Below are 23,773 nucleotides of genomic sequence, written 5' to 3'. Positions count from 1 at the left end.
GGATCGCGGGCAGCGGCTGGGCGCGGGGCGGCATGCGCTGAAGGCCTCGCGCGAAGTGATCCATGTGACGAAGGGTGATACCGTGCGCGTGATGCGCGGCGACGACAAGGGGAAAGAGGGCAAGGTCCTCATGGTGTACCCCAAGACGGGCCGGGTGAAGGTGGACGGCGTCAACATCGTGAAGAAGCACCGCAAGGCGCGTCGACCGGAAGAAACGAGCGGCATCATCGAGATGGCCGCGCCGTTCCATGCGTCGAACGTCATGCTGATCGACTCCAAGTCCGGCAAGCCGACGCGCGTGAAGACGCGCATCGATGCTGACGGGACCAAGGAGCGGGTTGGCGTGAAGAGCGGTGAAGTTATTTCCCGCGTTCGCTAAGCCCCGGAGCTACGACAATGGCAAGCAAGGACAACAAGGCCGGCGGCAAGGCTGGCGGCAAGAAGGATGCGACGTCGAAGGGCGCGAAGGGTGGCGCGGGCGCGAAGGGTGGCGCTGGCGCGAAGGGTGGCAAGAGCTCGAAGAGCTCCAAGGCCAGCCAGCCGCGTCAGGCGCAGGATTTCACCAAGCGGACGCACGCCGGTGAAGGTCTCGCGATCGCGTCGCCGCGCCTGAAGGCGCACTACGAGCAGTCGGTGCGGGCGATTCTGGCGAAGCAGTTCAGCTTTGACAACGGCCACGAGATTCCCACGCTCGAGAAGATCGTGCTGAATTGCGGTGTTGGCGAAGCGGCCAAGCAGCCGAAGTTGCTGGATGTGGTGGTCGAGGAGCTGGCGTTGATCACCGGGCAGAAGCCGGTGCGTCGCAAGGCGAAGAAGGCCATCTCGAACTTCGGGTTGCGTGAAGGCCAGGAGATCGGCGCGTCGGTGACGTTGCGCGGCAACAAGATGTGGGAGTTCTTCGATCGGTTCGTGACGGTGGCGTGCCCGCGTATCCGCGACTTCCGCGGCCTCGGCACGAAGTCGTTTGACGGTCGCGGCAACTACACGCTGGGCGTCAAAGAACAGATGATTTTCCCCGAGATCAATTACGACATGGTCGAGGCGATCCACGGCATGGACATCACGTTCGTGACGACGGCCACCAAGGATGCGCACGCGTTTGCGTTGCTGCATCAGCTGGGCATGCCGTTCCGTGGTGATGACAAGCCGGTGACACCCAAGGTGTCCCAGCCCGCTGCTGCTGCCTGACCTCAGACTCCGGTATACGACATGGCGAAGACGAGCAAGCTGGCCCGCAACGCGCAGCGCAAGGTGTTGGTGCAGCGACATGCACCGAAGCGCGCGGCGCTGAAGGCCATTATCAACAATCCGAAGAGCACGCAGGAAGAGAAGCTGGAAGCGGGGAACGCGCTGCGCCGGTTGCCGCGCGATTCGTCCGCGACCCGGGTGCGCAACCGCTGCAACATGAGCGGCCGTCCCCGTGGGTTCCTGCGGCATTTCGGGCTGAGCAGAATCGCATTGCGCGACATGGCGCTGAACGGGTTCATTCCGGGCGTGCGCAAGGCGAGCTGGTAGGACCAAGTACCAAGTACCAGGTACTCAGTACCTGTACTCCCTTTTCACTTCCTACAGGTCTGCCCTGAGCAGATACCATAGGAGCACTTAGAGAGCATGAGTCTCAACGACCCTATTGCCGACATGCTGACGCGGATCCGCAACGCGTGTGCCTCCAAGCACCGCCGCGTCGACATGCCGGTCTCGAAGATCAAGATCGAAATCGCGCGTATCCTGAAGGAGAGCAGCTTCATTCAGGATTATCGCACGGTCGAACTCGAAGACGGCAAGCACGTCCTGCGCGTCATCCTCAAGTACGCGCACGGCGGCCAGTCGGTCATCCGTGAAGCGAAGCGCATTTCGACGCCGGGTCTGCGGAAGTACGTCGGCGTGGCCGAGATCCCGCGGGTGCGCAATGGTCTGGGCATGGCCATTCTGAGCACGTCCAAGGGTCTGATGTCGGGCCGCACGGCTCGTGCCACCAACACCGGGGGCGAGTTGCTCGCCCTCATCTGGTAAGGGGCCCCCATGTCACGTATTGGCAAGCGGCCGATTCCGATGCCGGCGGGTGTCACCGTCGCGATGAGTGGGAACACGATCAAGATCAACGGACCGAAGGGCGAGCTGTCCCGCACGCTGCCGGTTGACATCAAGGTCGCGCAGGAAGGCGCAGAGATCGTGGTGACGCGGCCGTCGGATGACGAGCGTCACAAGGCGCTGCATGGTTTGACGCGGACACTGGTGGCCAACATGGTGGAGGGTGTCACCAAGGGGTTCCAGAAGACGCTCGAAATCATGGGTGTCGGCTACAAGGCCGAGATGAAGCCGTACGGCGCGTTGTTGTCGCTGGGCTTCTCGCACCAGATCGAGTACAAGACACCGGCTGGCGTGAAGATCAGCGCGCCCAATCCGACCACGGTCGTGATTGACGGGATGAGCAAGGAGTTGGTGGGTCAGGTCGCCGCGGAGATTCGCAGTCTGCGCAAGCCCGAGCCGTACAAGGGCAAGGGCGTCAAGTATCAGGGCGAAGTCGTCCGGCGTAAGGCCGGCAAGGCGGGAGGCAAGTAATGGCGAAGATCGCGATTCCGCGCACGGATGCAGAGCGGCGCAAGCGCCGTCACCTGCGCGTGCGCAAGGCGGTGAACGGCACTCCGGAGCGTCCGCGCCTCGTGGTGTTCCGGTCGGTGAAGCACATCTACGCCCAGATCGTGGACGACGTCGCGCAGCGCACGCTGCTGACCGTTGGCGACGAAGGGATGAACGGCACGAAGTCGGAGCGCGCACTCGCCGTCGGCAAGTCAGTTGCCGAGAAGGCGAAGGCGGCCGGCATCGCGAAGGTCGTATTCGACCGCGCCGGTTACCAGTATCACGGCCGCGTGAAGGCCGTGGCAGATGGCGCCCGAGAGGGCGGCCTGGAGTTCTGATCATGGCAAACGCAGCAGGAGCAGGTGGCGCGCCAGGCGGCAGCGCACGGAGCGGTGGCGGACCAGGCGGACGTGGTCGTGGCGGCCCAGGTGGCGGTCGTGGCGGCCCGGGTGCTGGTCGCGGCGGCCCAGGGGCCGGTCGCGGTGGTCCGGGTGGTGGCGCGGGTCGCGGTCGCGGCCCGGGCGGTGAAGGTGGGGCCCCGGGCGGCGGTCGCGATGGTCGCGGCGGACGTGATGGTGGTCGCGGTCCGGCCCAGGAGCGTGAACAGAGCGACCTGGTCGAGAACGTGATTGCGATCAACCGCGTGGCGAAGGTCGTGAAGGGTGGTCGTCGCTTCTCGTTCAACGCGCTGGTCGCGGTGGGCGATGGGCAGGGCAAGGTGGGGTTTGCCACCGGCAAGGCGAACGAAGTTTCGGAAGCGGTCCGCAAGGCCGTGGACGGAGCGCGTCGCAACATGGTGTCCATTCCGCTCACCGGCTCGACGATTCCGCACGAAGTGGTGGGCAAGCATGGCGCCGGCAAGGTGCTCATGAAGCCTGCGGCGCCCGGTGCCGGCGTGATTGCCGGTGGTGCGGTGCGCGCGATCCTCGAGTGCGCCGGCATCCACGACATTCTCACGAAGTCGTTGGGTTCCACGAATCCGCACAACATGGTGCTGGCGGCGCTGGACGGCCTGATGCATCTGGTGACGGTCGAGCAGATCGCCAAGGAACGTGGGATCGAAGTGTCGCAAGTCGGGTATCGTTCGCGCGCGAAGTCGCGCACGGAAACGCATGATCCCCGCAAGGCGGCCATTGTCGGCGCCTCGCCTATCGTAGGGGAGGTGGCATAATGCCGCGTACATTCGTATGGCATCCGTCCAAGGGCCCGGCCAAGACGCCCAAGGACGAAGCGCCGACGTCCGGTAAGGTGCTGGTCACGCAGGTGCGCAGCGCGATCGGCCATAACTGGCGGATGCGGCTGACGCTCAAGGCGATCGGTCTCCGTCATCATCAGGCGAGTGTGGTGCAGCAGGATTCCGCCTCGCTGCGCGGTCAGCTCAAGCACGTACGTCACCTGGTGTCGGTGACACCGGTGGAGGAGTAAGCACGTGGCCAACAAGGCAGACGCCGCAAGCGTCGAGAAAATCGGGTTGCACAACCTGCAGCCGGCACCGGGCTCGCACCGTGGGCGCAAGCGCATCGGTCGCGGACCGGGATCGGGTACGGGCAAGACGTCCGGCAAGGGTCACAAGGGTTCCATGGCGCGGTCCGGCCATGGTGGACCTGGTGGCGGCAAGCCTCATTTCGAAGGCGGCCAGATGCCGATCACGCGTCGTATTCCGAAACGCGGGTTCACCAACCCGTTCCGTGAAGATGCGCAGGTTGTGCGACTGGATGCGCTGACGCAGTTGACGGGAGACGAAGTGACGAGCGAGACGCTCGCCGCGGCGGGGCTGATCCGGACGGGGCACGGTCCGGCGAAGCTGCTGTCGAACGGCGACGTGGCGCGTGCGTTCACGGTGCGCGGCGTGAAGGTCAGCGCGGCGGCCAAGGCGAAGATCGAAGCGGCCGGTGGCCGCATCGACGGCTAATCCACTCCGTAACGACCACTACCGGGTCTCATGGCGCAAGAGAACAATCAGGCGACGCAGGCCCTCGCGAATATCTATCGGACACCGGAACTGTGGGCGAAGATCTCGTTCACGTTCCTGTGTCTGGTGATCTATCGCGTTGGTGCGCACATCACCGCGCCCGGCATCGATGTCCAGGCACTGACGGATTTCTTCACACGCCAGAACAACGGCCTGTTGAATCTGTACGACATGTTCGTGGGCGGCGGGTTGTCGCGCGCGACGGTGTTTGCGCTGGGCATCATGCCCTACATCTCGGCCAGTATTTTCGTCCAGATCGCCGGTGCGGTGATCCCGACGGTCGACAAGATGCAGAAGGACGAGGAAGGCCGGAAAAAGTTGACGCAGTACACCCGCTATCTCACGGTGGCGCTGGCGTTGGTGCAGGCCTACGGCTTTGCGCTCTTCACCTCGTCACTGCCGGCCGCGGTGTCGCGTCCGGGGCCGTGGTTCATGGTGCAGATGATGCTGTTCCTCACCACGGGCGCGATTTTCGTCATGTGGCTGGGCGAACAGATCACCGAGAACGGCCTGGGCAACGGCGCTTCGCTGATCATCTTCTTCTCCATCGTCGAGCGCATGTGGCCGGCGCTCATCCAGACCGCGAACTTCGTCACGACGGGCGCCATTGCGCCGCTGTCGCTGGTGGTGTTGGCGATCGTGATGGTGGCCGTGGTGGCCGGCGTGGTGGCGATCACGGTGGCGGCACGTCGCGTGCTCATCCAGATACCGCAGCGTACGATGGCGCGGGGCCGGCAACGGGAAGCGGCGCGCAATTTCATCCCACTGCGCATCAATACGGCGGGCGTGATGCCCATCATCTTTGCGCAGTCGGTGATCGTCATTCCGGGTGCGTTGGCGCAGTTCAGCGGGAACTCCAGGCTGCAGGAAATTGCGGAGTACTTCAATCCGCAGGGCCCGAATCCGTGGCTCTATTTCATCCTGTCCGCCATTCTCATCATGCTGTTCACGTACTTCTACACGTCCATCATTTTCAATCCGGTGGACCTGGCGGAGAACCTGAAAAAGCAGGGTGGATTCGTGCCGGGCATCAAGCCGGGTGCGAAGACGGCCGAGTACATCGAGCACGTGGTGGAACGCATCACGTTGCCGGGCGCCGTGTTCCTCACGTTCATCGCGCTCATGCCCATCGTGATTGCGCGACTGGTGAATGTGCCATTCGCCTTCGGTGGCACGTCGTTGCTGATCGTGGTGGGTGTGGCGCTCGACACGATGGCGCAGATGCAGCAGCACCTGTTGCTGCGCAAATACGACGGCTTCATGAAGAAGGGACGCGTGCGGTTCCGCGGTCGTCAGGCGACGCAAAGCGGCTTCTAACCTTCACCGGCGCAACGGCATGATCATTGTCCTGCTTGGACCGCCGGGTGCCGGGAAGGGAACGCAAGGCGAGCGGCTAGCCGCTCGCCTTGCTGTTCCCAAGATCGCCACCGGCGATGTATTGCGTGCCGCCGTGCGGGAAGGCACGCCGCTGGGTTTGGAAGCCAAGGCCGCCATGGATCGCGGTGATCTGGTGCCCGACGCCGTCATCATGGGCATCATGCGCGAAGCGCTGGCCGCGCCGAATGCGGCGCGAGGCGCCATCCTTGATGGTGTCGTGCGCACCACGCCGCAGGCCGAAGGGTTGGCCGCGTCGCTGGCGCAGTTGGGTCGTGCCGTCGACGCGATCTTGCTGTTCGATATCAACGAGGATGAACTGGTCACGCGCCTGAGCGGTCGCACCACATGCGACGTATGCCAGAGCCCGTTCTTCGGCCGCCAGCCCGGCGAAACGTGCGAGAAGGACGGCAAGGTGGGCACGCTGGTGCGTCGCAAGGACGACGAGCCGGACGCCATTCGCAAACGGCTGGAAGTGTACGGCCTGCAGACGGCGCCGGTGATTGACTGGTACGCGCAACACGGCGGCAACCTGGTGCACGTGAATGCGATGGGTTCGCTCGACGATGTGGAGTCACGCATGCTAACGGCGCTGGGCTTGGACGGCTCGGCGCAGTAGCATGGCGTTCAGCGGCACGTCAGCCTCCGGCATGATGCTCAAGTCGCCTCGCGAAATCGAGATTATGGCGCGCGGCGGGGCGATTCTGCGCGCGACGTTGCTGGCCATGCGTGATGCGGTGCGTCCGGGCATCAGCACGATGGAGCTGGACGCCATTGGTGAAGCGTTCATTCGCTCGCATCCCGGCGCGGAGCCGGCGTTCAAGGGCCTGTACGGTTTTCCGGGGAGTGTGTGCATCTCGATCAATGAAGAGATCGTGCATGGCATTCCCTCGCGGAAACGCATTCTGAACGCGGGCGACATTGTGACCGTGGACGTTGGCGTGAAGCTGGAAGGCATGTATACCGATGCCGCGCTCACGGTGCCGGTGGGTGAGATTGACGAGCTGACGCGGCGGTTGCTGGACGTGACGGAGCGCGCGCTGGCGGCGGGGATTGCCGCGGCGGTGCCGGACAATCACGTGGGCGACATTGGTGCGGCCATTCAGGCGGTGGTGGAGCCGGAAGGGTTCTCGATTGTGCGCGAACTGGTGGGACACGGCGTGGGGTTTTCGCCGCATGAAGAGTTGCAGATTCCGAACTACGGCAAGCCCAAGCGCGGCAAGAAGCTGGTGGCCGGGTTGACCATCGCGATTGAACCGATGGTGAACGTGGGCACGGCCAAGACGCGCACGCTGAGCGACAAGTGGACCGTTGTGACGGCGGATCTCAAACGCTCGGCGCATTTTGAGCATACGGTGGCGATTACGGACGCTGGTCCGCGGATTCTTACGCTCTAGCTTTCTGCGGGGTGGACGGGCGGCGGGTGGTGTCCGCTGGTCGCCGAGCATCCCGCGCTGGTGTGGCGTGAGTTACGAGACTGGTGTGGAGATGCGCGCGGGACGATTCGTCGCCCAGCGGACACCACCCGCCGCCCGTCCGAGCTCATGGAGTCAGTTTGTGTGGCGCGCCTGGCGTACGGATCCTCGCTGAGGCCCAACGGTACAGAGTTGTCGCTGCTGCATCGTGCCCGTCGTACTCTCACCTCCACTCTCGGACCTATGAAACGCACGCTTTCGTCCCTCGCTCTCCCTCTATTTTTCGTCCTGGCCGTGCTGCCTGCGGCTCGCGTGTCGGCACAGACTGCTCCCGTGGTCACGGACCTCATGAAGGACATTGACGGCGTTGCGCAGAAGCTTGTGGCGCTCGCCAAGGCGATGCCGGTTGACAAGTACGGCTGGCGTCCAGGCGCGGGCGTGCGCTCCGTGGGTGAGGTGTTCCTGCATGTGGCGTCGGACAACTACCTGATGCCGGCGTTGGCCGGGACGGCCATGCCGCGGCCACCAAGCTGGACATGAAGGATTTCAAGACCTTCGGCACTTACGAGAAGCGCACGCTGACGCGTGAGCAGACAGTGGCCGAACTGGAAGCCAGCTTTGCGCATCTCAAGAGCGCGATGCAAAAGACCACGGTGGCGATGCTGCCGAATGCGCTGGACATGTTCGGCCAGAAATCCACGCAGCAGGCCATGTGGATCAGCACCACCACGCACTTGCACGAGCATCTGGGACAGTCGATTGCGTATGCGCGGTCGAACGGGATTGTGCCGCCGTGGAGCAAGTAGCTGCGAAGACGGGAGACTGAAGACGGGAGACGGGAGACGCTGTTGGATCAACAGCGCAACCGTCCTCCGTCGCGGTCGCGCCCCTACTTGTAGCTCCGCTTCGCCATCCCACACCCCGGCCACGCGCGTGGTGCGCCCGTGGGCCCCGTCAACAGCGCCTGGTCGCGCGCGGTATGCTCCGGGTCCTCCGACGCCGCATACGCCAACATGGCCGCCATCGTCGCGTTGTTCTTCAAGTCGTCAAACACGATCTTGTCGAACGTGTCGCGATTGGTGTGCCAGGTGTACTGACGATACTCCGCGTAGCTGGACTGCAACCGAAACGCCGGCGCGCCGCGGCACAGGAACGACGTGTGATCGCTCCCGGAGTTGGCTTGCGGACCCGGCACTTGCAGCTTGACGCTGTCCGTCATTTCGGCCGGCAACTGCGCCACCCACTTGGCGAGGTTGCTGCTGGCCTTGAGGAACCCCTGTCCCTCCAGGATCTCCACGCGCCAGGTGCCGTTGTCCTGATTGAACGCCACCTGCAGGCCGTCCATCACGTCCTTGTGATCTTCGGCGAATGCCTTCGAGCCGATGGTGCCTTGCTCCTCACCGCCCCAGTGTCCGGCGAGAATGGTGCGTCGCGGATTGGGATAGGCTTCCTTGAGGATGCGCATGGCTTCCAACATGGTGAGCGTGCCCGTGCCGTTGTCGGTGGCCCCGGTGGCGCCGTGCCAGCTGTCGAGATGCGCCGACAATAACACATACTCGTTGGGCAATTCGCGTCCCTTGAGCTCGGCCACCACGTTGAACATCGGCACTTCCGCCGGTGTGGCCTGTGATTCGGCAGTGAAGCGTACGCGCGGCCCCTGATTGTTGGACGCCAGTCGGTGCAGCAGGCCGTAGTCTTCGCACGACAGATCAACCGACGGCACGCGATCGGACACCGCGCCGAAAATCTTGTTCACGCCCCAACCGTTGGACCAGAGCGTGGTGCCGATGCCCATGACGCCCGCCGAATCCAGCCGGTTCATGATGGCAGCCTGGCGCTGTCCGGGGGCGACACCGGTGGGTGCGAGCGCATTGAGTCGGTCGGTGGATACACGACGCACCTCAGCGCGCTGCGCGTTGAGTGCGGTGATGGTGCTGGCGCGGGCATAGCGTTCGAGTTCCTGCGGCGCGCGGCACATGAGTTCCGGCGGCGACATCAGTACGAACTTGCCTTTCACGGTCTTGAGCCACTGCGTCGCCGCCGCGGCATCGGCCAACGCGGGAATCACTACTACGTCGGCGTCGACCGGCTTGCCGTTGGGTGTGGACGGACTCCAGGCCAGCAATTCCACGTCGAGATTCTGCGCACGCGGCGCGACGAGCTGCATGTGCACGGCACCCTGCTGCCATCCGCGCCATGTGCCGTAGCGCTCCTGCCGCACGGGAATGCCGAAGCCGGTGTACGTGCGCTGGAGCCAGGCCAGCGCACTGGCGAAGCCGGGAGAGCCGGACAGGCGCGGGCCGATGGAGTCGATGAGTACCTGACCCAGGCGCTCCACCTGCGACTCGTTCATCCCTGCTTGCCACATACGCCGGATGACGGGGTCTGCGGAGCGGAAGGTCTGGGCGCCGAGGGTACCGGAGGCAAGGGTAAGCGCGGTGGTGACGAGGATGCGGAGTGATGAGCGCATGGGCGGAGTTCGAGTCGAAGAGAGCGGCATCAACCCGTACACGATGCGAACGACTGCCGGGCCTGCGCAAGTCATTCCATCGAATCAGCGGTCACGTCAGGCAATCCCGGCGCGCCGGTAGCGAGAATGGTGACCTCATCCGTCCGTGTTGACGTTGACTCCACTTTGCCACACGTTGAGCCTACGCTTGCCACCTACTCTCGATGTTGCGCCACCCAGGTCGTCTTCAGTGACGTTCGTATCCGTAATAGTCCCGGTCTTCAACGACGCCGAGCGTTTGGGCCGATGCCTGACGGCGCTCGAGGCGCAGACGTACCCGTCGGATTCGTACGAAGTTGTGGTTTTGGACAATGGGTCCCAGCCACCGCTTACCGACCTTCTGGGTGTATTTGCGCATGTTCGGCTGGTGGGTGAGCCTCGGCCGGGAGTGAGTCGAGCTCGCGTTACAGGAATCGAGCACGCGCGTGGCGAGGTGCTGGCCTTCACCGACTCCGACTGCCTCCCCGAACCGGGTTGGCTGGCCAACGGCGTGGCGTGTCTGCAGCAGACGACAAACCGCGGCGTCGTGGGCGGGCGGATCGAGATGTTCGATGATGGATCGGGCCCGTCGTCCATTGCCACCACGCTGAGCGTCGCGACCCACCTCAAGCAGGACCGCTTTCTGAAAGGACACTGGGCTGTGTGCGCCAATCTGTTCACTTCGCGGCGGATCGTCGCCGCCGTCGGCGGCATGAATCCAGCACTGATTTCGTCGGGCGAAGTTGAGTGGTGTCAGCGAGTGCATGCGGCAGGATACGAACTCGCCTATGCCGTGGAGTCTGTGGTTCGACATCCGGCACGCAGCTCGATTCGCGCACTGTGTCAACGCGCAGTGCGACATGAGTATGCATGGGCGCAGCTTCGCGAAACGGCAACGCTGGGTCGCGGGTTCCGGTTCTGGGTGGGTCAGCATCTGGTCTGGCCATTGCGCGACATTCATCGCGACCTGCTGCGCAGTTCACGCCTGACTTTGGTGGAGAAGATTCAGACCTCGGCGCTGGCTGTGCTGCTCATGCACGTGCGCATGATCGCATGGTTCGCACTGCGGCTTGGAATCCCCTACGAGGTGCGAGCGAACTGGGGTTGATTGTTTTATGTGCCGCCGAATCGCTGGTTGACAGCGTTGGGTTTGGGTAGTTTGGGTGGGTCTTGTGGCACCCGACTTCCCTGCAGGCCCGCTGGACGAGACAATCAAACACTGTTGTGAGGATGCGTGCTGACGAAGATCCAGATTTCCGTCTTGCGCGGGGTCTGTCAGACCCCGGCGTATGTGGCATTCGAGAAGGGCTTCTTTGCCGAGGCCGGGATCGATGTGCGGCTCGACGTTGCCGCGACCGCGTGGCTGGTGCCGCACAAGCTGGTGACGGGTGAGAGTCACTTCGGGGTGATTCCATGGACTCGTGTGGCCGCCGCCGAGGCGAACGACATCCCGCTGGTGCTGCTGGCCGGCTCGGGCTGTGAGGAAGCCGCCATCGTCCTGCGCACCGGGGTGGCGGTGGAGGATGTGAAGAGTGTGGCCGTTCCGCGGCAAGGCGGCATGAAAGATCTGACCGCGATGGGCATGCTGGAGATGCTTGGATGGGAGAACGCGGAACGGGTTCGCATGCCCTCGGGTGATGGTGCGATCCTGGCGCTCGTTGGACAGGGGGCCGATGCGGCCTCGATGATCGAGCCCTACGCCACGATGCTCGAGAAGATTGGCATCGGCACGGTGATCAAACGCACCGGCGATGTATGGCCCGGTGCGCCGGGGTGTTCACTCGCCAGCAGTGTCGCGCTCACCGAGACCGAACCCGCGATGGTGCAGTCGGTGGTTGACGCATTTGTGCGGGGGGCGCACTTCGTCCAGCAGCAGCCAGACGAGGCGGCCGAAATCGCCGCCGGCTACATCGGCATGAATCCGGCGTTCATCCGCGAAGCGTTGCGAAAGAACCTGCCGAATCTCGATGCACTCAGAAATCAGGCGGCCATGGATCATGTAATGACGTTGATGCAGCAGCTCGGCTACGTCAGTCGGCGTCCACAGCACTTCATGAACCTGAGCTTCCTCGACAAGGCGCAGGCCGCGAGTCGCTGAGCTGATGCGGCGGCAGCTTTGGCAGTTGCTGCAGTTGGGATATGCGCTGCCGAAGCAGCTGCGGCATCCGGTCACCACCGATGCGGCGCACGCACTGATTCGTGCGCAGCTGACGAATCGTGCGGCGCGCTTCCTGGCTGTGTCGCGACAATTGATCTATGACAACCCGGTCAGCCCATATCGTGGACTGCTGCACTGGGCCGGGTGCGAGTGGCCGGACCTGTGTCAGAGTGTCACGACGCATGGAGTGGAGGGCTCGCTCCAGCGGCTGCGCGATGCGGGCGTGTATGTCGCGCTGGAAGAGTTCAAGCGTCTAGTGCCGATCTGTCGCGCCGGCCTTACGCTGGAGCCCGCCGAGTCCGACTTCGACAGCCCGTGGACGACCGGAGCCGCCGTCGAGGGCGTCACCAGCGGCAGCCGCTCACGCCCCAGTCGAGTGATGTACAGCTGGCCGTTCATCGCCGAAGAATCGGCGCACGAATTGGTGTTGTATGCACAGCACGGTGTATCCGATGCGCCGGTAGCTTTGTGGTACCCGGCGCCGCCGGGCGTGGCGGGTGTACACAACCTGCTGATGGATCTCAAACGCGGGCGTGCGCCCGTCAAGTGGTTTTCCCAGGTCGATCCGGCGCGGTCGGCCATGTCGTTTGGGACGCGTGCAGCATTGCCCGCCATGCGATGGGGCGCGCGATTGGCGGGCGTGACGGTACCGGCCCCGGAGTTTGCCGACCTCGATCACGTCGATCGTGTGCTGGACTGGATGCACGGACGCTGTGTGCTGCGCACGTTTGCGAGCTCGGCGGTGCGGCTGGCCGAACGCGCTCGCGAGCGAAATCGCGATCTCACGGGCGCCGTCATCTTTACCGGCGGCGAGCCGCTTACCGACAGGCGGCGCGCCGTCATCGAGTCGACCGGAGCGCGCGTGCATCCGCGATACGTCGCCACCGAAGCAGGGCTGATCGGTGCCGGATGTGTGTCCCGCAGTGAGGCGGACGACATGCATGTGTACACCGATCGAATAGCGCTGTTGAGGAGTCACGACGATCTGCTGCTAACCACCCTGTCAGAGCACACGGGCAAGGTTCTCTTCAACACCAACCTCGGCGATACCGGCGAGCTGTCGACGCGCGAGTGCCCATGTGCGTTCGGTCAGCTTGGATTGACGACACACCTTTCGCAGGTGCGGAGTCAAAGCCGCCTCACGGTAGAGGGCATGTCGGTGATGGGATCGGATCTTGATGCCGCGCTGGCCGACGCCGTGCGTCGCGTGGGAGGGCCACCGGATTCCTTTCAATACCGTCGTGCATCGCCACCACACCAACTTGATGGCATTGTGATCGCGGTCAGTGCGCGAGTGGAGATTGCCGACGAAGGCGCGTTTGTAAATGCTGTTTATGACGGCCTGCGTGCGCGTGGTCCGGGGCAACGCCTCGCGGCCGATCTGTGGCAGCAGGCGCGGGTGCTGCGTCTGGTGCGCGAGGAGCCGCAGATGACGGCTGGCGCCAAGTTGCTTACGCAGCACTCCCCCGAACGCTCGACGATCGTCTGACAGGGACAGACGTGGAGGCTTGAGCTTCAGCGCTGCTTCAATTCCATCGTCATTGTGGCTTCACACCCCGCTGTGAGGTTGGCGCGCCCCTCAACACCCACATACCCCGGCAACGATACGCGCACCACGTACACGCCCTTGGCCAGCGAGAACGGCTGAGGCAACGTGGGGTCCACGCGCAGACTGTTGCGGGTGGTTTCGCCATCCAACCGCAAACTGGCGTCGATTCCGGCCGCGATGGGTGGAACGGTACGCAGGGTGACCGTGAGCAACGCCAAAGGCGGTGCGTCGGTGATGGTGGCTGGTACAATGCCGGGCGGGCAGGTGCTGACGGTGACGCGCGACGCCAGCTCCGTGGCCGACACGACCGTGCGATGACACCCTGCAACGGCGGTTGTCATTGCCAGCAAGCCGGCCCATTGGCCACAGGTGCGTACGCGTGTCACGACGGACTCATCGCGCGTTCCGCCGCCGCTTCGGCCCGTCGCGCATGAGCGGCGGCGTCGTCCACGCATTGGCGCGCTTCGCTTGAGAGTCGCGCCGCCGCGTCAGCCGCCGACGCATCCAGTGCCACGACGTTCACTCTCACGTTGAGTGCCGCGCCCTTGCACGCGGCTTCGGCCATCAGCGCCGCCACGGCCGCGTCGGTTGACGCGTTGGAGTTTCCACGCTCTCCCACGGCGGCTGCCAGCTCGGCCACGGCCGCCGCGGCTCGCGCGGTTTCCAACGGCACTTCCGACGCGAAAATGAGCGCGTTGCGAATGGCCACCAGGCGCGCATCCGCCGCCGCCTGCGGTTCGCGCGGCATGGCGTACGCGGCACGCACGTGTTCATACGAATCGGCGTCGCGTTGCACGAGTTCCGACAACTGTCGACGCAGGGCGCTCGCGCGCAAGGACAGCGTCTTCATTTCGTCCTCAACAGCCACATACTTCTTCTTGCCGATGGTGAGCCCGGCCACCATCTGGGCCAACGCCGCGCCAAGTGCGCCGGCCAGCGCTGCCACACTGCCGCCGCCCGGCGTTGGTGTCGGTCCCGCCACGCGCGACATGAAGGCATCCACCGATTCGCCGCCGGCCACGATGTCGCGCACCTTGCGTTCCAGCAGCATCGACGGCGAGTACCCGCGCAGTTGCACGTGACGCGCGCCGGCTTCCAACAACACCCGCTCGGGCACGAGTCCCACCAACTCACTCCATGTGGGCTGCACCCCGTGCGCGGCCGCCTCGGACTTCACGATTTCAAACACGCGATGGAGGGGCGTCTTTTCCGTGTCCACCAGATTCATGGACACCTGTGCCTGTCCGTCCACTTCGAGGCCCAGTCCTTTCACGTAGCGCAGCCCACCGGACGAGCCGCGAATGGCTTTTGCGACTTCCTTGGCCACGGGCAGGTTGGACGCGTCACCCAGATAGACGTTGTAGGCGACGAGAAACGGCCGAGCGCCGATAGCGGTCGCACCGGCGGTGGGATGCACCATGGCCGCGCCGAAGTCGGGCACACGCTTGGCGTTCACCAGAATGTCGTCACGCAGTCCTTCAAATTCACCGCGACGCACGTCGGCCAGATTTTCGCGATCGGGTCGCGTGGCGGCACGCTCGTAGAGATACACCGGTATGCCGAGTTCACGCGCCACACGCTCTCCAAGCTCGCGGGCCAGCGCGACGCAGTCATCCATGGTGGTGCCGTCGAGTGGCACAAACGGCACGACATCGGTGGCGCCGATGCGCGGATGCTCGCCCTGATGTTTGGTGAGGTCGATGCGATCGCGCGCCACTTGCATGGCGGCGAATGCCGCCGGAACAGCGGCTTCCAGCGTCGCGACAAACGTGATGACGGTGCGATGGTGCGACGGATCGCTGGACACATCGAGCACGTGGGCGCCGGCAGTGTTGGCGATGGCATCCCGAATCGCGTCGATGACGGCGGGGTCGCGACCTTCGGAGAAATTGGGAACGACTTCGACTAGGGACACAACGGTGTAGGAAGGGGGGGATACTCAGTACTTAGTACTCAGTCTAACGCGGCCTGCTGCCGTCCGTCAGGCACTCCAGCATCCACTCGTGCATATGCCCGTTGCTGGCCAGAATGGGGCCGCCGACGAGGCGCGCGTCGCGTCCTTCAAGGTCGGTGACACGACCGCCGGCTTCGCGGACGAGGAGGACACCGGCGGCCAGATCCCACGGGTTCAGGAACAGCTCCCAGAACGCGTCGAATCGCCCGCGCGCTACATCACACAGGTCGAGCGCGGCCGAGCCGGCCCGGCGCACGCCGGCGACGGCCGGCATGAGTCGGCGCAGCTGGGTGAGGTACTGATCGGCCACGGACATGTCCTTGAACGGAATGCCCGTGCCGATAAGGGCCCGGGCAGGCACATCGATGGTCGAGACACGGATCGGGATATCGTCCACAAACGCGCCGCCACCGGCAATCGCATTGTACAGGCCCCCGCGGGCCGCGTCGTACACGGCGGCGGCTTGCGGCACGCCATCGAGCGCGACGCAGATGGACACGCAGTAGTTGGGGAAGCCGTGGAGGAAGTTGGTGGTGCCGTCGAGTGGGTCGACGATGGCGACCAGCCCTTCGTCAGCGGCCCCGTCGGCGCCGAGCTCCTCGCCCACGATTCGGATTTCGGGTGCCTCGCGGGCGAACGCCCGACGGATGATCTCTTCGGCACCGATGTCCACATGGCTCACGAAGTCGGTCGCGCTCTTCTCCTCCCACACGATGCGGTCGCGGGACTTTGCCTGCTCGGCGATAAAGCCGGTGGCGAGGGCCGCGGCCCCGGCGGCGGTGTTGCGCCAGGCGAGGCGCTGCGACTGTGACGGTGTGGTCATGAGCGGACGGGGAGATTCCTTGGAGCGTGGCGACGGGATTACGTTTGAACCATGGCACGCATATTCAGCGGTATCCAGCCTTCGGGCGAACTGCATATCGGAAATTACCTTGGCGCCGTCAAGAACTGGGTGCAGTTGCAGCACACCCATCCTGGCGCGTTGTACTGTGTGGTGGACCTCCACGCCATTTCCGGCAACTACGACCCCGCGGTCCTGCGGTCGCGCCGCTGGGCAATGGCCAAATCGTTGCTGGCCGCCGGCATCGACCCGGCCAAGGCCAGTGTGTTCATGCAGAGCGACGTGGCCGAGCATACGGAGCTGTCGTGGATCTTCACCACCCTCACGCCGCTGGGTGATCTGGAGCGGCAGACGCAGTTCAAGGACAAGTCATCCAAGTTGGAGAGCATCCCGGCCGGCATCCTGATGTATCCGGTGCTGCAGTCGGCCGACATCCTGCTGTATCGTGCCGACTCGGTGCCGGTGGGTGAAGATCAGGTGCAGCATCTGGAGTTGGCGCGTGATACGGCGCGCAAGTGGAATGCGCGCTTTGGCGAAGGGTTCTTTCCCGAGCCGCAGCCGTTGCTCACGCCCACGCGTCGCATTGTGGGACTCGATGGTCAGGCGAAGATGTCCAAGTCGCTGGGCAACACCGTGGGGTTGCTGGAGAGCGACGACGAGATCTGGGCGAAGTTGCGTCCGGCGATGACCGACCCGGCGCGTGTGCGCAAGACGGATCCTGGCAACCCCGACGTGTGCAACATCTTTCAACTGCACAAGGCGTTCAGTTCGACCGATGAACAAGCCAATGTGGTGCAACAGTGCACCACGGCCGGCTGGGGATGCATGGACTGCAAGAAAGTGTTGCAGGCAAACATCGTGCAGGAGCTCACACCCATTCGGCAACGCGCGGAGGCGCTGGATGCGGAGCCGCAGCGAGTGCTGGATGCGCTGGCGACTGGTGCGCGCACGGCGCGGGAGATTGCGCAGGACACGATGCGCGAGGTGCGGGATCGCATGGGACTGGAGCCGTTGAAAGCGCCGGTGGCGTGAGCGTGCGGCATCTGGTGGTGGACCTCATGAGCACGGTGCCGCATATGCGGATGCCGTCATGGGTGGCCGACCGGTTGTCTGCCGATACGCTCGATGGGTGGCGTCTTACGGTCATTGCCTCGCCATCGGTGTCCGTGGGCAGTGGACGGAACGCCGCCAGCGAGGAGACCATGGCGGCGATTGTCGACGCCGAAGCGTATTTCGGATATGGCGTACCCGAACTGCTGATCGAAGCGGCGCCACAGCTGCGCTGGGCGCACAGCATGGCGGCCGGGGTAGGCGGGTCCATCAGCCCGGCCATGCGTGAGCGCGGGTTGGTATTCACCAATAGTGCCGGGCAATACGGCGAGGGGATTGCCGATACGGTGCTGGGTGGCGTGATCCACTTTCTGCGCGGACTGGACATCGCCGTGCGGCAACAGGCGGCCTCACGCTGGGACCAGACGACCTTCCCGCTCGAGTCCACCCGGCTTCGTGAAATCGACGAATGCCGGGTGCTGGTGATTGGGGCGGGCGGGATTGGGAGCGCGGTGGCCCGTCGTTTTTCGGCCCTGGGGTGCACCTGTACGGGGATCCGCCGCCGACCGGAATTGGGGCCGCTGCCGGGATTCAGCCGAGTGGTGGGTCCGGAGGCCCTTGAAGCGGAGTTGCCAGGCGCCGACGTGGTCGTGCTGGCCGCTCCGTCCACCGAGGCCACCTATCACCTGTTGGACGGCCCTCGGCTGGCGTTGCTCCCGCCCGGGGCAATCGTCGTGAACGTAGCGCGCGGGTCCTTGATTGCCGAGGAGTCGCTGGTGGAGGCGTTGGATTCGGGCCGAATTCGTGGTGCGGTGCTGGACGTGTTTCACACCGAACCGCTGCCGCCCGAAAGTCATTGGTGGCAGCATCCGCGGGTGTTGATCACACCGCATGTGTCGGGTGTGTCGCCGCGTCGGCAATGGGAGCGCGCGCTGGAGTTGTTCGAAGACAATTGGCGGCGTTGGGTGGCGGGTGATCCGCTGCGCAATGTCGTGGACCTCGACGCCGGATACTGAGCATTCGCCGGCCAGGGGATCCCCTGTGGGTACCAACCGAGGCACGGCGTGGCGATTGAGCGAATCATCAGGGCAGCGGTAGAACGCGGCGCATCCGACGTCCACATCAAGGCAGACGATGTGGTGCGGGCGCGTATTGACGGCCGTCTGGTGGCGCTCACGAAACAATCGCTGACCGCGGAGCAGACGCGGGCCATCGCGCTGCATTTCATGGGGAGTGACGCCGAGCGCGCCTCCATTGACACGCTGCGCGATCATGATGCCAGCTGGGCCGCGCCGGGTGTGGGACGGTTCCGTGTGAATATCATGCGGCAGCGCGCGTCGCATTCGATTGTGATGCGGGTCATTCCGGAGAACGTGCCGACGTTCGCGTCGTTGAAGTTGCCTCCGGTGCTCGATCGCATCGCCCACACCGAGCGTGGCATGGTGCTGGTGACGGGCGTGACCGGGTCGGGAAAATCGAGCACGATGGCGGCGCTGGTGAACGCGATCAACGCCTCGTACGAGAAACATATTCTCACGCTCGAAAACCCCATCGAGTTCATCCACAGCGATATCAAGAGTTCGGTGACGCAGCGCGAAGTGGGACTGGACACGGACAGTTTTCGCATGGGGCTGCGCGCGGCGCTGCGTCAGGATCCTGATGTGATCCTGATTGGTGAAATGCGCGACACGGAAACGATCGATACCGCGATGAAGGCGGCCGAAACGGGGCATCTGCTCATTTCGACGCTGCACACGCCGGACGCGCAGAGCACGATCATGCGCATTGTGGCCATGTTCCCGCCGGACGAACAGACGGTGGTGCGTATTCGTCTGGCAGAAACCCTGCACGCGGTGGTGTCGCAGCGATTGATGCCGCGCGCGAGCGGCCAGGGACGCGCGGTGGCGGCAGAAGTGATGGTGGTGACGCCAACCATTCGCGACCTGATTGCCGAAAACCGGATCAGCGAAATCCGCGACTACATCGCCGACGGCGCGCAGTACGGCATGCAGACGTTTGACCAGCACCTGACGGAGCTGGTGACAAGTGGGGAAGTGGCGTTTGAAGTGGCCCTGGGTGCCGCAACCCGTCCGGCCGACTTCGAACTGGGCTTCCGCATGGGGAAGGGGCGCAAGACGCCACTCAAGAACCGGGCAGTGCCGGGGGGGGGGCGCCCGCGGCGCCACTCAGCCGCGCTGAGGAAAACGCGCGCGCCGCAGGGCTGCAGTCGAATCCGCTGGGCACCGGGACCGCATTGCCGCCGATGGCGACCAGTCCGACCGCCCATGTGGCGGTCACAAGCCCAAGTCCGTTGGGCGGGGACACGGTGTTCGGCTCGGGATTCGAGAGCCTGTTTGGGGGGTAACTAGTACTCAGTACTCAGTACTCAGTACTCAGTACTTGGTACTTAGTACTTGGTACTTGGTACTTGGTACTTGGTACTTTGTATATTTTCTCTCCCATGACTGCACTCACGCTGGGCGGGCTGATGGTGCCTGCCGTCTCGACATTCGATGCCCGCGGCGATCTCGATCGCGCGGCCTTCCAGTCCAATCTCGACGCACACCTCGCGCACGGCGTGGATGGTGTGCTGGTTGCCGGTTCAAGCGGCGAGTCGGCCCTGCTTGATGACGACGATCGCCGCGCGTTGCTGGGCTGGGCGCGGGAACGCATTCCGGCTGACAAATGGATGCTGGCCGGTATCGGCTCGGAGAGCACGCGCCAGACCATTTCGCGTGCGCATGACGCCAAGGCGGCGGGGGCGACAGCCGTCTTGGTCGTATCGCCGCACTATTTCCTGAAGCGGATGACCGAAGGCGCACTGCTGGCGCATTTTCGCGCAGTGGCCGACGCCAGTCCGTTACCGGTGATGTTGTACAACATCCCGGTGTACGCCCATGTGGTATTGTCACCGGCGCTGGTACACGAGATGTCCCAGCACCCGAATGTCATCGGCATGAAGGACAGCGCCGGGAATTTGCCGGTGCTGGCGCAGTACCTGGAAGCACAGGGCCCAACGTTTCGCGTGATGACGGGCAGCGGTGCGACCGTCGTGCCAGCGATTCACGCCGGCGCGTCGGGTGCGATTCTGGCCATCGCGTTGTATGCCGGTCCGGCGGTACGATTGATGGTGGACGCGGCTCGCGCGGGTCGGGTTGCCGACGCGGCAGCGATGCAGGTGCGACTGGCGCCGATCGCCACCGATATTGGCGGGGCACTGGGCCCGGCGGGCATCAAGGCGGCGATGGACCTGGTGGGGCTTCACGGCGGACCTCCGCGCAGCCCGCTTTTGCCTGTCTCGGCTGACGAACTGGCGGTCGTTCGCGCACGCCTTGAATCGGCCGGAGTGCTGCCCACGTAAGAGCGGCATGGATATCTCTGTCGCGCCGACCCTGGCCCTGATCCTGCTTGGGGCCGCCCTGCTGGGCAGCCTGCTGTTGGTGCCACTGGGGTTACCGGGGCTCTGGGTGATGCTGGGCGCCACGCTGCTGTACTGGGTGGTGGTGCCGGCTGGTGGTGTCGGGCTGGTGACGCTGGCGGCCGCGAGCATAATTGTGATCATTGCGGAGGTGCTCGAGTACACGATTGCCGGCCGGTACACGCGGCAGTATGGCGGCTCGAAGCGGGCGTCGTGGGGCGCCATTATCGGCGGGCTCATCGGGGCCGTGATGGGGGTGCCGGTTCCCGTGGTCGGGTCACTGGCCGGCGCGTTTCTGGGCGCGTTTGTCGGTGCGTTTGTGGGCGAGATGACGGTGCACCATTCGCAACGCAGTGACCCGACCCGCGTGGCGACGGGCGCACTGGTTGGTCGGGCGGTGGCGGCGGCGGTGAAGAGCGGATTGGGTCTGTTGGTGGCGGTGCTGGTGATGGGGGCGGCGCTGGTGGGGTAGGGAGACGGGAGACGGGAGACGGGGAGACGGGGAGACGGGGAGACGGGGAGACGGGGAGACCGATGTTGCTCCCGTCCTATCGATGGCTAGATTCCACCAACGCCCAGCGGACCGCCCGCAGGGCGTTTTTTTGTGCGCGGAAACCGTGACGGCTCAATGGCCAGCCGCACCGACTCAGGATCTCGCATGTTCGATACGACAACGCGCACGATGGTGGTGGTGGGCGCGCAGTGGGGCGACGAAGGCAAAGGCAAGCTGGTGGACGTGTTGGCGGAAAAGGCCGACTGGGTGGTGCGCTATCAGGGCGGCGCCAACGCCGGTCATACGGTCCACATCGGCGAGCGATCGTTCGTGCTCCATCAGGTTCCCAGCGGCATCATGCATCCGGGGGTGCGGTGTGCCATCGGTAATGGTGTGGTGCTCGATCCGGAGACCCTGTTCGTCGAAATCGACGAGTTGGTGGCGGACGGCATCGATGTCGAAGGGCGCCTGTATGTGAGCGAACGCGCGCATCTGGTGATGCCGTATCACAAGCTGCTGGACAAGGCGAGCGCTGCCAGCAAGGCGATCGGCACCACGGGTCGCGGCATCGGCATGGCGTACGAGGACAAAGTCGCGCGTCGCGGCGTGCGCGTGTTGGATTTGCGTCATCCTGATCGCTTGCGTGAGTTGGTCGCGGCGGGCGTTGAGCGAGCGAACGCGCAGCTGGAACGCACCGGGGCTGACGCGCGGGCGTCCGTCGACGAGACCATGCAGGCGCTCTCGGCGCTTACGCCGCGATTGATGGCGATTGCCGAGGATGTGGGGCTGTGCGTCCACCGTGCCATCAAGAGTGGCGCGGCCGTGTTGCTGGAGGGCGCGCAGGGCTCGTTGCTCGATGTCGATCACGGGACGTATCCGTTTGTGACGTCGAGCAATACCACCGTGGGCGGAGCCGCCACCGGCGTGGGAATCTCCCCGATGTCGATTCAGTCGGCGCTGGGAGTGGTGAAGGCCTATACGACGCGCGTGGGCAACGGCCCGCTGCCGACGGAGCTGGAAGAGCCGTTGCACAGCGAAGTGCGAAAGTTGGGGAACGAGTATGGCGCGACCACGGGACGGCCGCGTCGGTGTGGTTGGTTTGACGGCGTGGTGGTTCGGTACGCGGCGCGCGTGAACGGACTGACCGGACTGGCCATGACCAAGCTGGACGTCCTGGACACGCTGCCGAAGCTGGCGATCTGCACCGGATATCAGGTGGACGGTGAGCTGCATACGGAGTTTCCGGCTGATCTGCAGATGCTGGAGCAGGCGCAGCCCGTGTATGAGTGGTACGAAGGCTGGCGGCAACCCACGCAGGACGCCCGTCAATTGTCGGATCTGCCGCGCGCCGCGCGAGTGTACCTCGATCGGATAGAAGCCTTGTGCGAAACGCCGATTGCGTTTGTCAGTGTGGGTACGCGGCGGGATCAGATCATCGGGGTGCATGACTCGGTCTGAGCACGTAGACCTGGTGGTGGTGGGCGCTGGTCCCTGCGGGCTGGCGGCGGCCATCGCCGCGCAGCGCGCGGGACTGACCGCCGTGGTGTTCGACCGCGGTCCCATTGTCAGTGGCATCGCCGGCTATCCCACGTACATGACGTTCTTCTCGACGGCCGAACGCATTGCCATTGGCGGTGTGCCGTTCATTGTCGCCACCGAGAAGCCCACGCGTCGCGATGCGCTGGCGTACTACCGTGGCGTGGCGACGCATTTCGGGTTGGATGTGCGCGCATTCGAGTCGGTGGAGCAACTGACGGCGATCCCGGATGCCGATGACGCGCGTGGCGCGCCGCGCTGGCGCGTGGAGACGCGGCATCGCAGCGGCGCGACGCGCGTCACTGCGGCCCGCGCAGTGGTGGTCGCGACGGGATATTTCGGTCGCCCCAATCGTCTGCAGGTGCCCGGGGAGGCGCTGCCCCATGTGCGCCACGGATACGTGGACGGGCACGACGCCTGGAACGAAACCGTGGTGATTGTGGGCGGGGGAAATTCCGCCGTGGACGCCGCGCTCGATATGCACCGCTCCGGCGGTCGCGTGACCATGGTGCATTTTGGCGACGCGCTCGATCCGAACATCAAGCCGTGGGTGCGGCCGGAGATTGAGGCTCGCATCCGCGAAGGGCAGATCGCCGCGGTGTTTGGCGCGCGGGTGACGGCCATTGAACCGGAGGCCGTGGTGGTGCGGTCGGCATCGGGCGAACAACGCCTGCCGGCCACCCAGGTCTACACAATGACGGGGTATCTCCCGGAAACCGGTCTGTTGGCGCAGGTTGGCGTGCCGATCGATGCCACCACCGGGATTCCGGCCCACGATCCACTCACGATGGCGACCCCGCTGCCGGGCCTCTACCTTGCGGGGGTGATCGCCTCCGGATTGCAGGCGAATCGCATCTTCATCGAGAACGGTCGCGATCACGGGGACCTGATCGTGGCGCATTTGCGCTCGTCCTGACGGCGTTGTCGTCCGAGCCACACCACTTC

At 64.7% G+C, this 23,773-nt stretch carries 28 protein-coding genes; 24 read left to right on the top strand and 4 right to left on the bottom strand.

Features of this window, described 5'->3' with window-relative positions; all coding sequences use genetic code 11:
• The first annotated feature begins 58 nt into the window (after positions 1-58).
• The 14 genes from rplX (at position 59) to IPP90_08100 (ending at position 8,147) form a co-directional block, all read left to right on the top strand.
• On the top strand, positions 59-379 hold the full coding sequence (gene rplX / locus IPP90_08165) for a 50S ribosomal protein L24 (protein ID MBL0170694.1): 321 nt from the start codon (positions 59-61) through the stop codon (positions 377-379).
• Between the two features lie 215 nt (positions 380-594).
• Complete coding sequence (gene rplE, locus IPP90_08160) at positions 595-1,188, top strand: 50S ribosomal protein L5 (GenBank protein MBL0170693.1); 594 nt, start codon at positions 595-597, stop codon at positions 1,186-1,188.
• Between the two features lie 21 nt (positions 1,189-1,209).
• Positions 1,210-1,515 carry a 30S ribosomal protein S14 gene (rpsN, locus tag IPP90_08155; GenBank protein ID MBL0170692.1) on the top strand — a complete coding sequence of 102 codons (306 nt, stop codon included), beginning with the start codon at positions 1,210-1,212 and terminating at the stop codon, positions 1,513-1,515.
• A 96-nt stretch (positions 1,516-1,611) separates the two neighbouring features.
• Positions 1,612-2,013: a 30S ribosomal protein S8 gene (gene rpsH, locus IPP90_08150; GenBank protein MBL0170691.1), complete on the top strand. Its 402-nt coding sequence runs from the start codon at positions 1,612-1,614 to the stop codon at positions 2,011-2,013.
• Between the two features lie 9 nt (positions 2,014-2,022).
• On the top strand, positions 2,023-2,562 hold the full coding sequence (gene rplF / locus IPP90_08145) for a 50S ribosomal protein L6 (GenBank protein MBL0170690.1): 540 nt from the start codon (positions 2,023-2,025) through the stop codon (positions 2,560-2,562).
• On the top strand, positions 2,562-2,918 hold the full coding sequence (rplR, locus tag IPP90_08140) for a 50S ribosomal protein L18 (GenBank protein MBL0170689.1): 357 nt from the start codon (positions 2,562-2,564) through the stop codon (positions 2,916-2,918). Before rplF ends, rplR begins: the two co-directional genes overlap by 1 nt.
• A gap of 2 nt (positions 2,919-2,920) precedes the next feature.
• Positions 2,921-3,751, top strand: coding sequence for a 30S ribosomal protein S5 (gene rpsE, locus IPP90_08135; GenBank protein MBL0170688.1), 831 nt, complete (start codon positions 2,921-2,923; stop codon positions 3,749-3,751).
• Positions 3,751-4,005 carry a 50S ribosomal protein L30 gene (gene rpmD / locus IPP90_08130; protein ID MBL0170687.1) on the top strand — a complete coding sequence of 85 codons (255 nt, stop codon included), beginning with the start codon at positions 3,751-3,753 and terminating at the stop codon, positions 4,003-4,005. The genes rpsE and rpmD overlap by 1 nt, the downstream gene beginning before the upstream one ends.
• Positions 4,006-4,045: 40 nt before the next feature.
• Positions 4,046-4,492, top strand: a complete 447-nt coding sequence (gene rplO / locus IPP90_08125; GenBank protein MBL0170686.1) for a 50S ribosomal protein L15 — start codon at positions 4,046-4,048, stop codon at positions 4,490-4,492.
• A gap of 30 nt (positions 4,493-4,522) precedes the next feature.
• Positions 4,523-5,869, top strand: a complete 1,347-nt coding sequence (gene secY / locus IPP90_08120; protein ID MBL0170685.1) for a preprotein translocase subunit SecY — start codon at positions 4,523-4,525, stop codon at positions 5,867-5,869.
• Positions 5,870-5,888: 19 nt separating this feature from the next.
• A complete protein-coding gene (locus IPP90_08115) occupies positions 5,889-6,545 on the top strand; it encodes an adenylate kinase (protein MBL0170684.1) in 657 nt (218 codons plus the stop codon).
• A gap of 34 nt (positions 6,546-6,579) precedes the next feature.
• Positions 6,580-7,323, top strand: a complete 744-nt coding sequence (map, locus tag IPP90_08110) for a type I methionyl aminopeptidase (protein ID MBL0170683.1) — start codon at positions 6,580-6,582, stop codon at positions 7,321-7,323.
• A gap of 312 nt (positions 7,324-7,635) precedes the next feature.
• Positions 7,636-7,881, top strand: a complete 246-nt coding sequence (locus IPP90_08105; GenBank protein ID MBL0170682.1) for a DinB family protein — start codon at positions 7,636-7,638, stop codon at positions 7,879-7,881.
• A complete protein-coding gene (locus IPP90_08100; GenBank protein ID MBL0170681.1) occupies positions 7,878-8,147 on the top strand; it encodes a hypothetical protein in 270 nt (89 codons plus the stop codon). The genes IPP90_08105 and IPP90_08100 overlap by 4 nt, the downstream gene beginning before the upstream one ends.
• Positions 8,148-8,230: 83 nt before the next feature.
• On the opposite strand, the gene IPP90_08095 is transcribed toward IPP90_08100, so the two are convergent.
• Positions 8,231-9,811, bottom strand: a complete 1,581-nt coding sequence (locus IPP90_08095) for a M20/M25/M40 family metallo-hydrolase (protein MBL0170680.1) — start codon at positions 9,809-9,811, stop codon at positions 8,231-8,233.
• Positions 9,812-10,040: 229 nt separating this feature from the next.
• Here IPP90_08095 and IPP90_08090 point away from each other — a divergent pair, with 229 nt between their 5' ends.
• From IPP90_08090 to IPP90_08080, 3 genes are all read left to right on the top strand, one after another.
• A complete protein-coding gene (locus tag IPP90_08090; GenBank protein ID MBL0170679.1) occupies positions 10,041-10,937 on the top strand; it encodes a glycosyltransferase family 2 protein in 897 nt (298 codons plus the stop codon).
• Between the two features lie 126 nt (positions 10,938-11,063).
• Positions 11,064-11,927, top strand: coding sequence for an ABC transporter substrate-binding protein (locus tag IPP90_08085; GenBank protein MBL0170678.1), 864 nt, complete (start codon positions 11,064-11,066; stop codon positions 11,925-11,927).
• 4 nt (positions 11,928-11,931) lie between these two features.
• Positions 11,932-13,476, top strand: coding sequence for a hypothetical protein (locus IPP90_08080; protein ID MBL0170677.1), 1,545 nt, complete (start codon positions 11,932-11,934; stop codon positions 13,474-13,476).
• Positions 13,477-13,502: 26 nt separating this feature from the next.
• Here IPP90_08080 and IPP90_08075 read toward each other — a convergent pair whose 3' ends face one another.
• The 3 genes from IPP90_08075 to IPP90_08065 are packed head-to-tail and all read right to left on the bottom strand — an operon-like array spanning position 13,503 to position 16,313.
• A complete protein-coding gene (locus IPP90_08075; protein MBL0170676.1) occupies positions 13,503-13,922 on the bottom strand; it encodes a hypothetical protein in 420 nt (139 codons plus the stop codon).
• Positions 13,919-15,451, bottom strand: coding sequence for a glutamate formimidoyltransferase (gene ftcD, locus IPP90_08070; GenBank protein MBL0170675.1), 1,533 nt, complete (start codon positions 15,449-15,451; stop codon positions 13,919-13,921). Before ftcD ends, IPP90_08075 begins: the two co-directional genes overlap by 4 nt.
• A 43-nt stretch (positions 15,452-15,494) precedes the next feature.
• Positions 15,495-16,313, bottom strand: a complete 819-nt coding sequence (locus IPP90_08065; GenBank protein MBL0170674.1) for an inositol monophosphatase — start codon at positions 16,311-16,313, stop codon at positions 15,495-15,497.
• Positions 16,314-16,364: 51 nt separating this feature from the next.
• Between IPP90_08065 and trpS the strand changes: the two genes are divergently transcribed.
• The 7 genes from trpS (at position 16,365) to ypdA (ending at position 23,744) form a co-directional block, all read left to right on the top strand.
• A complete protein-coding gene (gene trpS / locus IPP90_08060) occupies positions 16,365-17,363 on the top strand; it encodes a tryptophan--tRNA ligase (protein MBL0170673.1) in 999 nt (332 codons plus the stop codon).
• Entirely contained in the window at positions 17,360-18,397 is a 1,038-nt protein-coding gene (locus tag IPP90_08055) for a D-2-hydroxyacid dehydrogenase (protein ID MBL0170672.1), read from the top strand. Before trpS ends, IPP90_08055 begins: the two co-directional genes overlap by 4 nt.
• A gap of 18 nt (positions 18,398-18,415) precedes the next feature.
• Positions 18,416-19,750 (top strand): PilT/PilU family type 4a pilus ATPase, encoded by a 1,335-nt coding sequence (locus IPP90_08050; protein ID MBL0170671.1) that lies wholly within the window; start codon positions 18,416-18,418, stop codon positions 19,748-19,750.
• Positions 19,751-19,842: 92 nt separating this feature from the next.
• Complete coding sequence (locus tag IPP90_08045; GenBank protein MBL0170670.1) at positions 19,843-20,742, top strand: dihydrodipicolinate synthase family protein; 900 nt, start codon at positions 19,843-19,845, stop codon at positions 20,740-20,742.
• Between the two features lie 7 nt (positions 20,743-20,749).
• Positions 20,750-21,271 (top strand): DUF456 domain-containing protein, encoded by a 522-nt coding sequence (locus IPP90_08040; protein MBL0170669.1) that lies wholly within the window; start codon positions 20,750-20,752, stop codon positions 21,269-21,271.
• Between the two features lie 186 nt (positions 21,272-21,457).
• Positions 21,458-22,750: an adenylosuccinate synthase gene (locus IPP90_08035; protein ID MBL0170668.1), complete on the top strand. Its 1,293-nt coding sequence runs from the start codon at positions 21,458-21,460 to the stop codon at positions 22,748-22,750.
• Positions 22,737-23,744, top strand: coding sequence for a YpdA family putative bacillithiol disulfide reductase (gene ypdA / locus IPP90_08030; GenBank protein MBL0170667.1), 1,008 nt, complete (start codon positions 22,737-22,739; stop codon positions 23,742-23,744). Before IPP90_08035 ends, ypdA begins: the two co-directional genes overlap by 14 nt.
• The last annotated feature ends 29 nt before the right edge of the window (positions 23,745-23,773 follow it).

It is taken from the genome of Gemmatimonadaceae bacterium (genome assembly GCA_016720905.1).
In the GTDB taxonomy this organism is placed as follows: Bacteria; Gemmatimonadota; Gemmatimonadetes; order Gemmatimonadales; family Gemmatimonadaceae; genus Gemmatimonas.
Note: the sequence above shows the minus strand (reverse complement) of the source record. Positions and strands in the feature narration are given on the sequence as shown.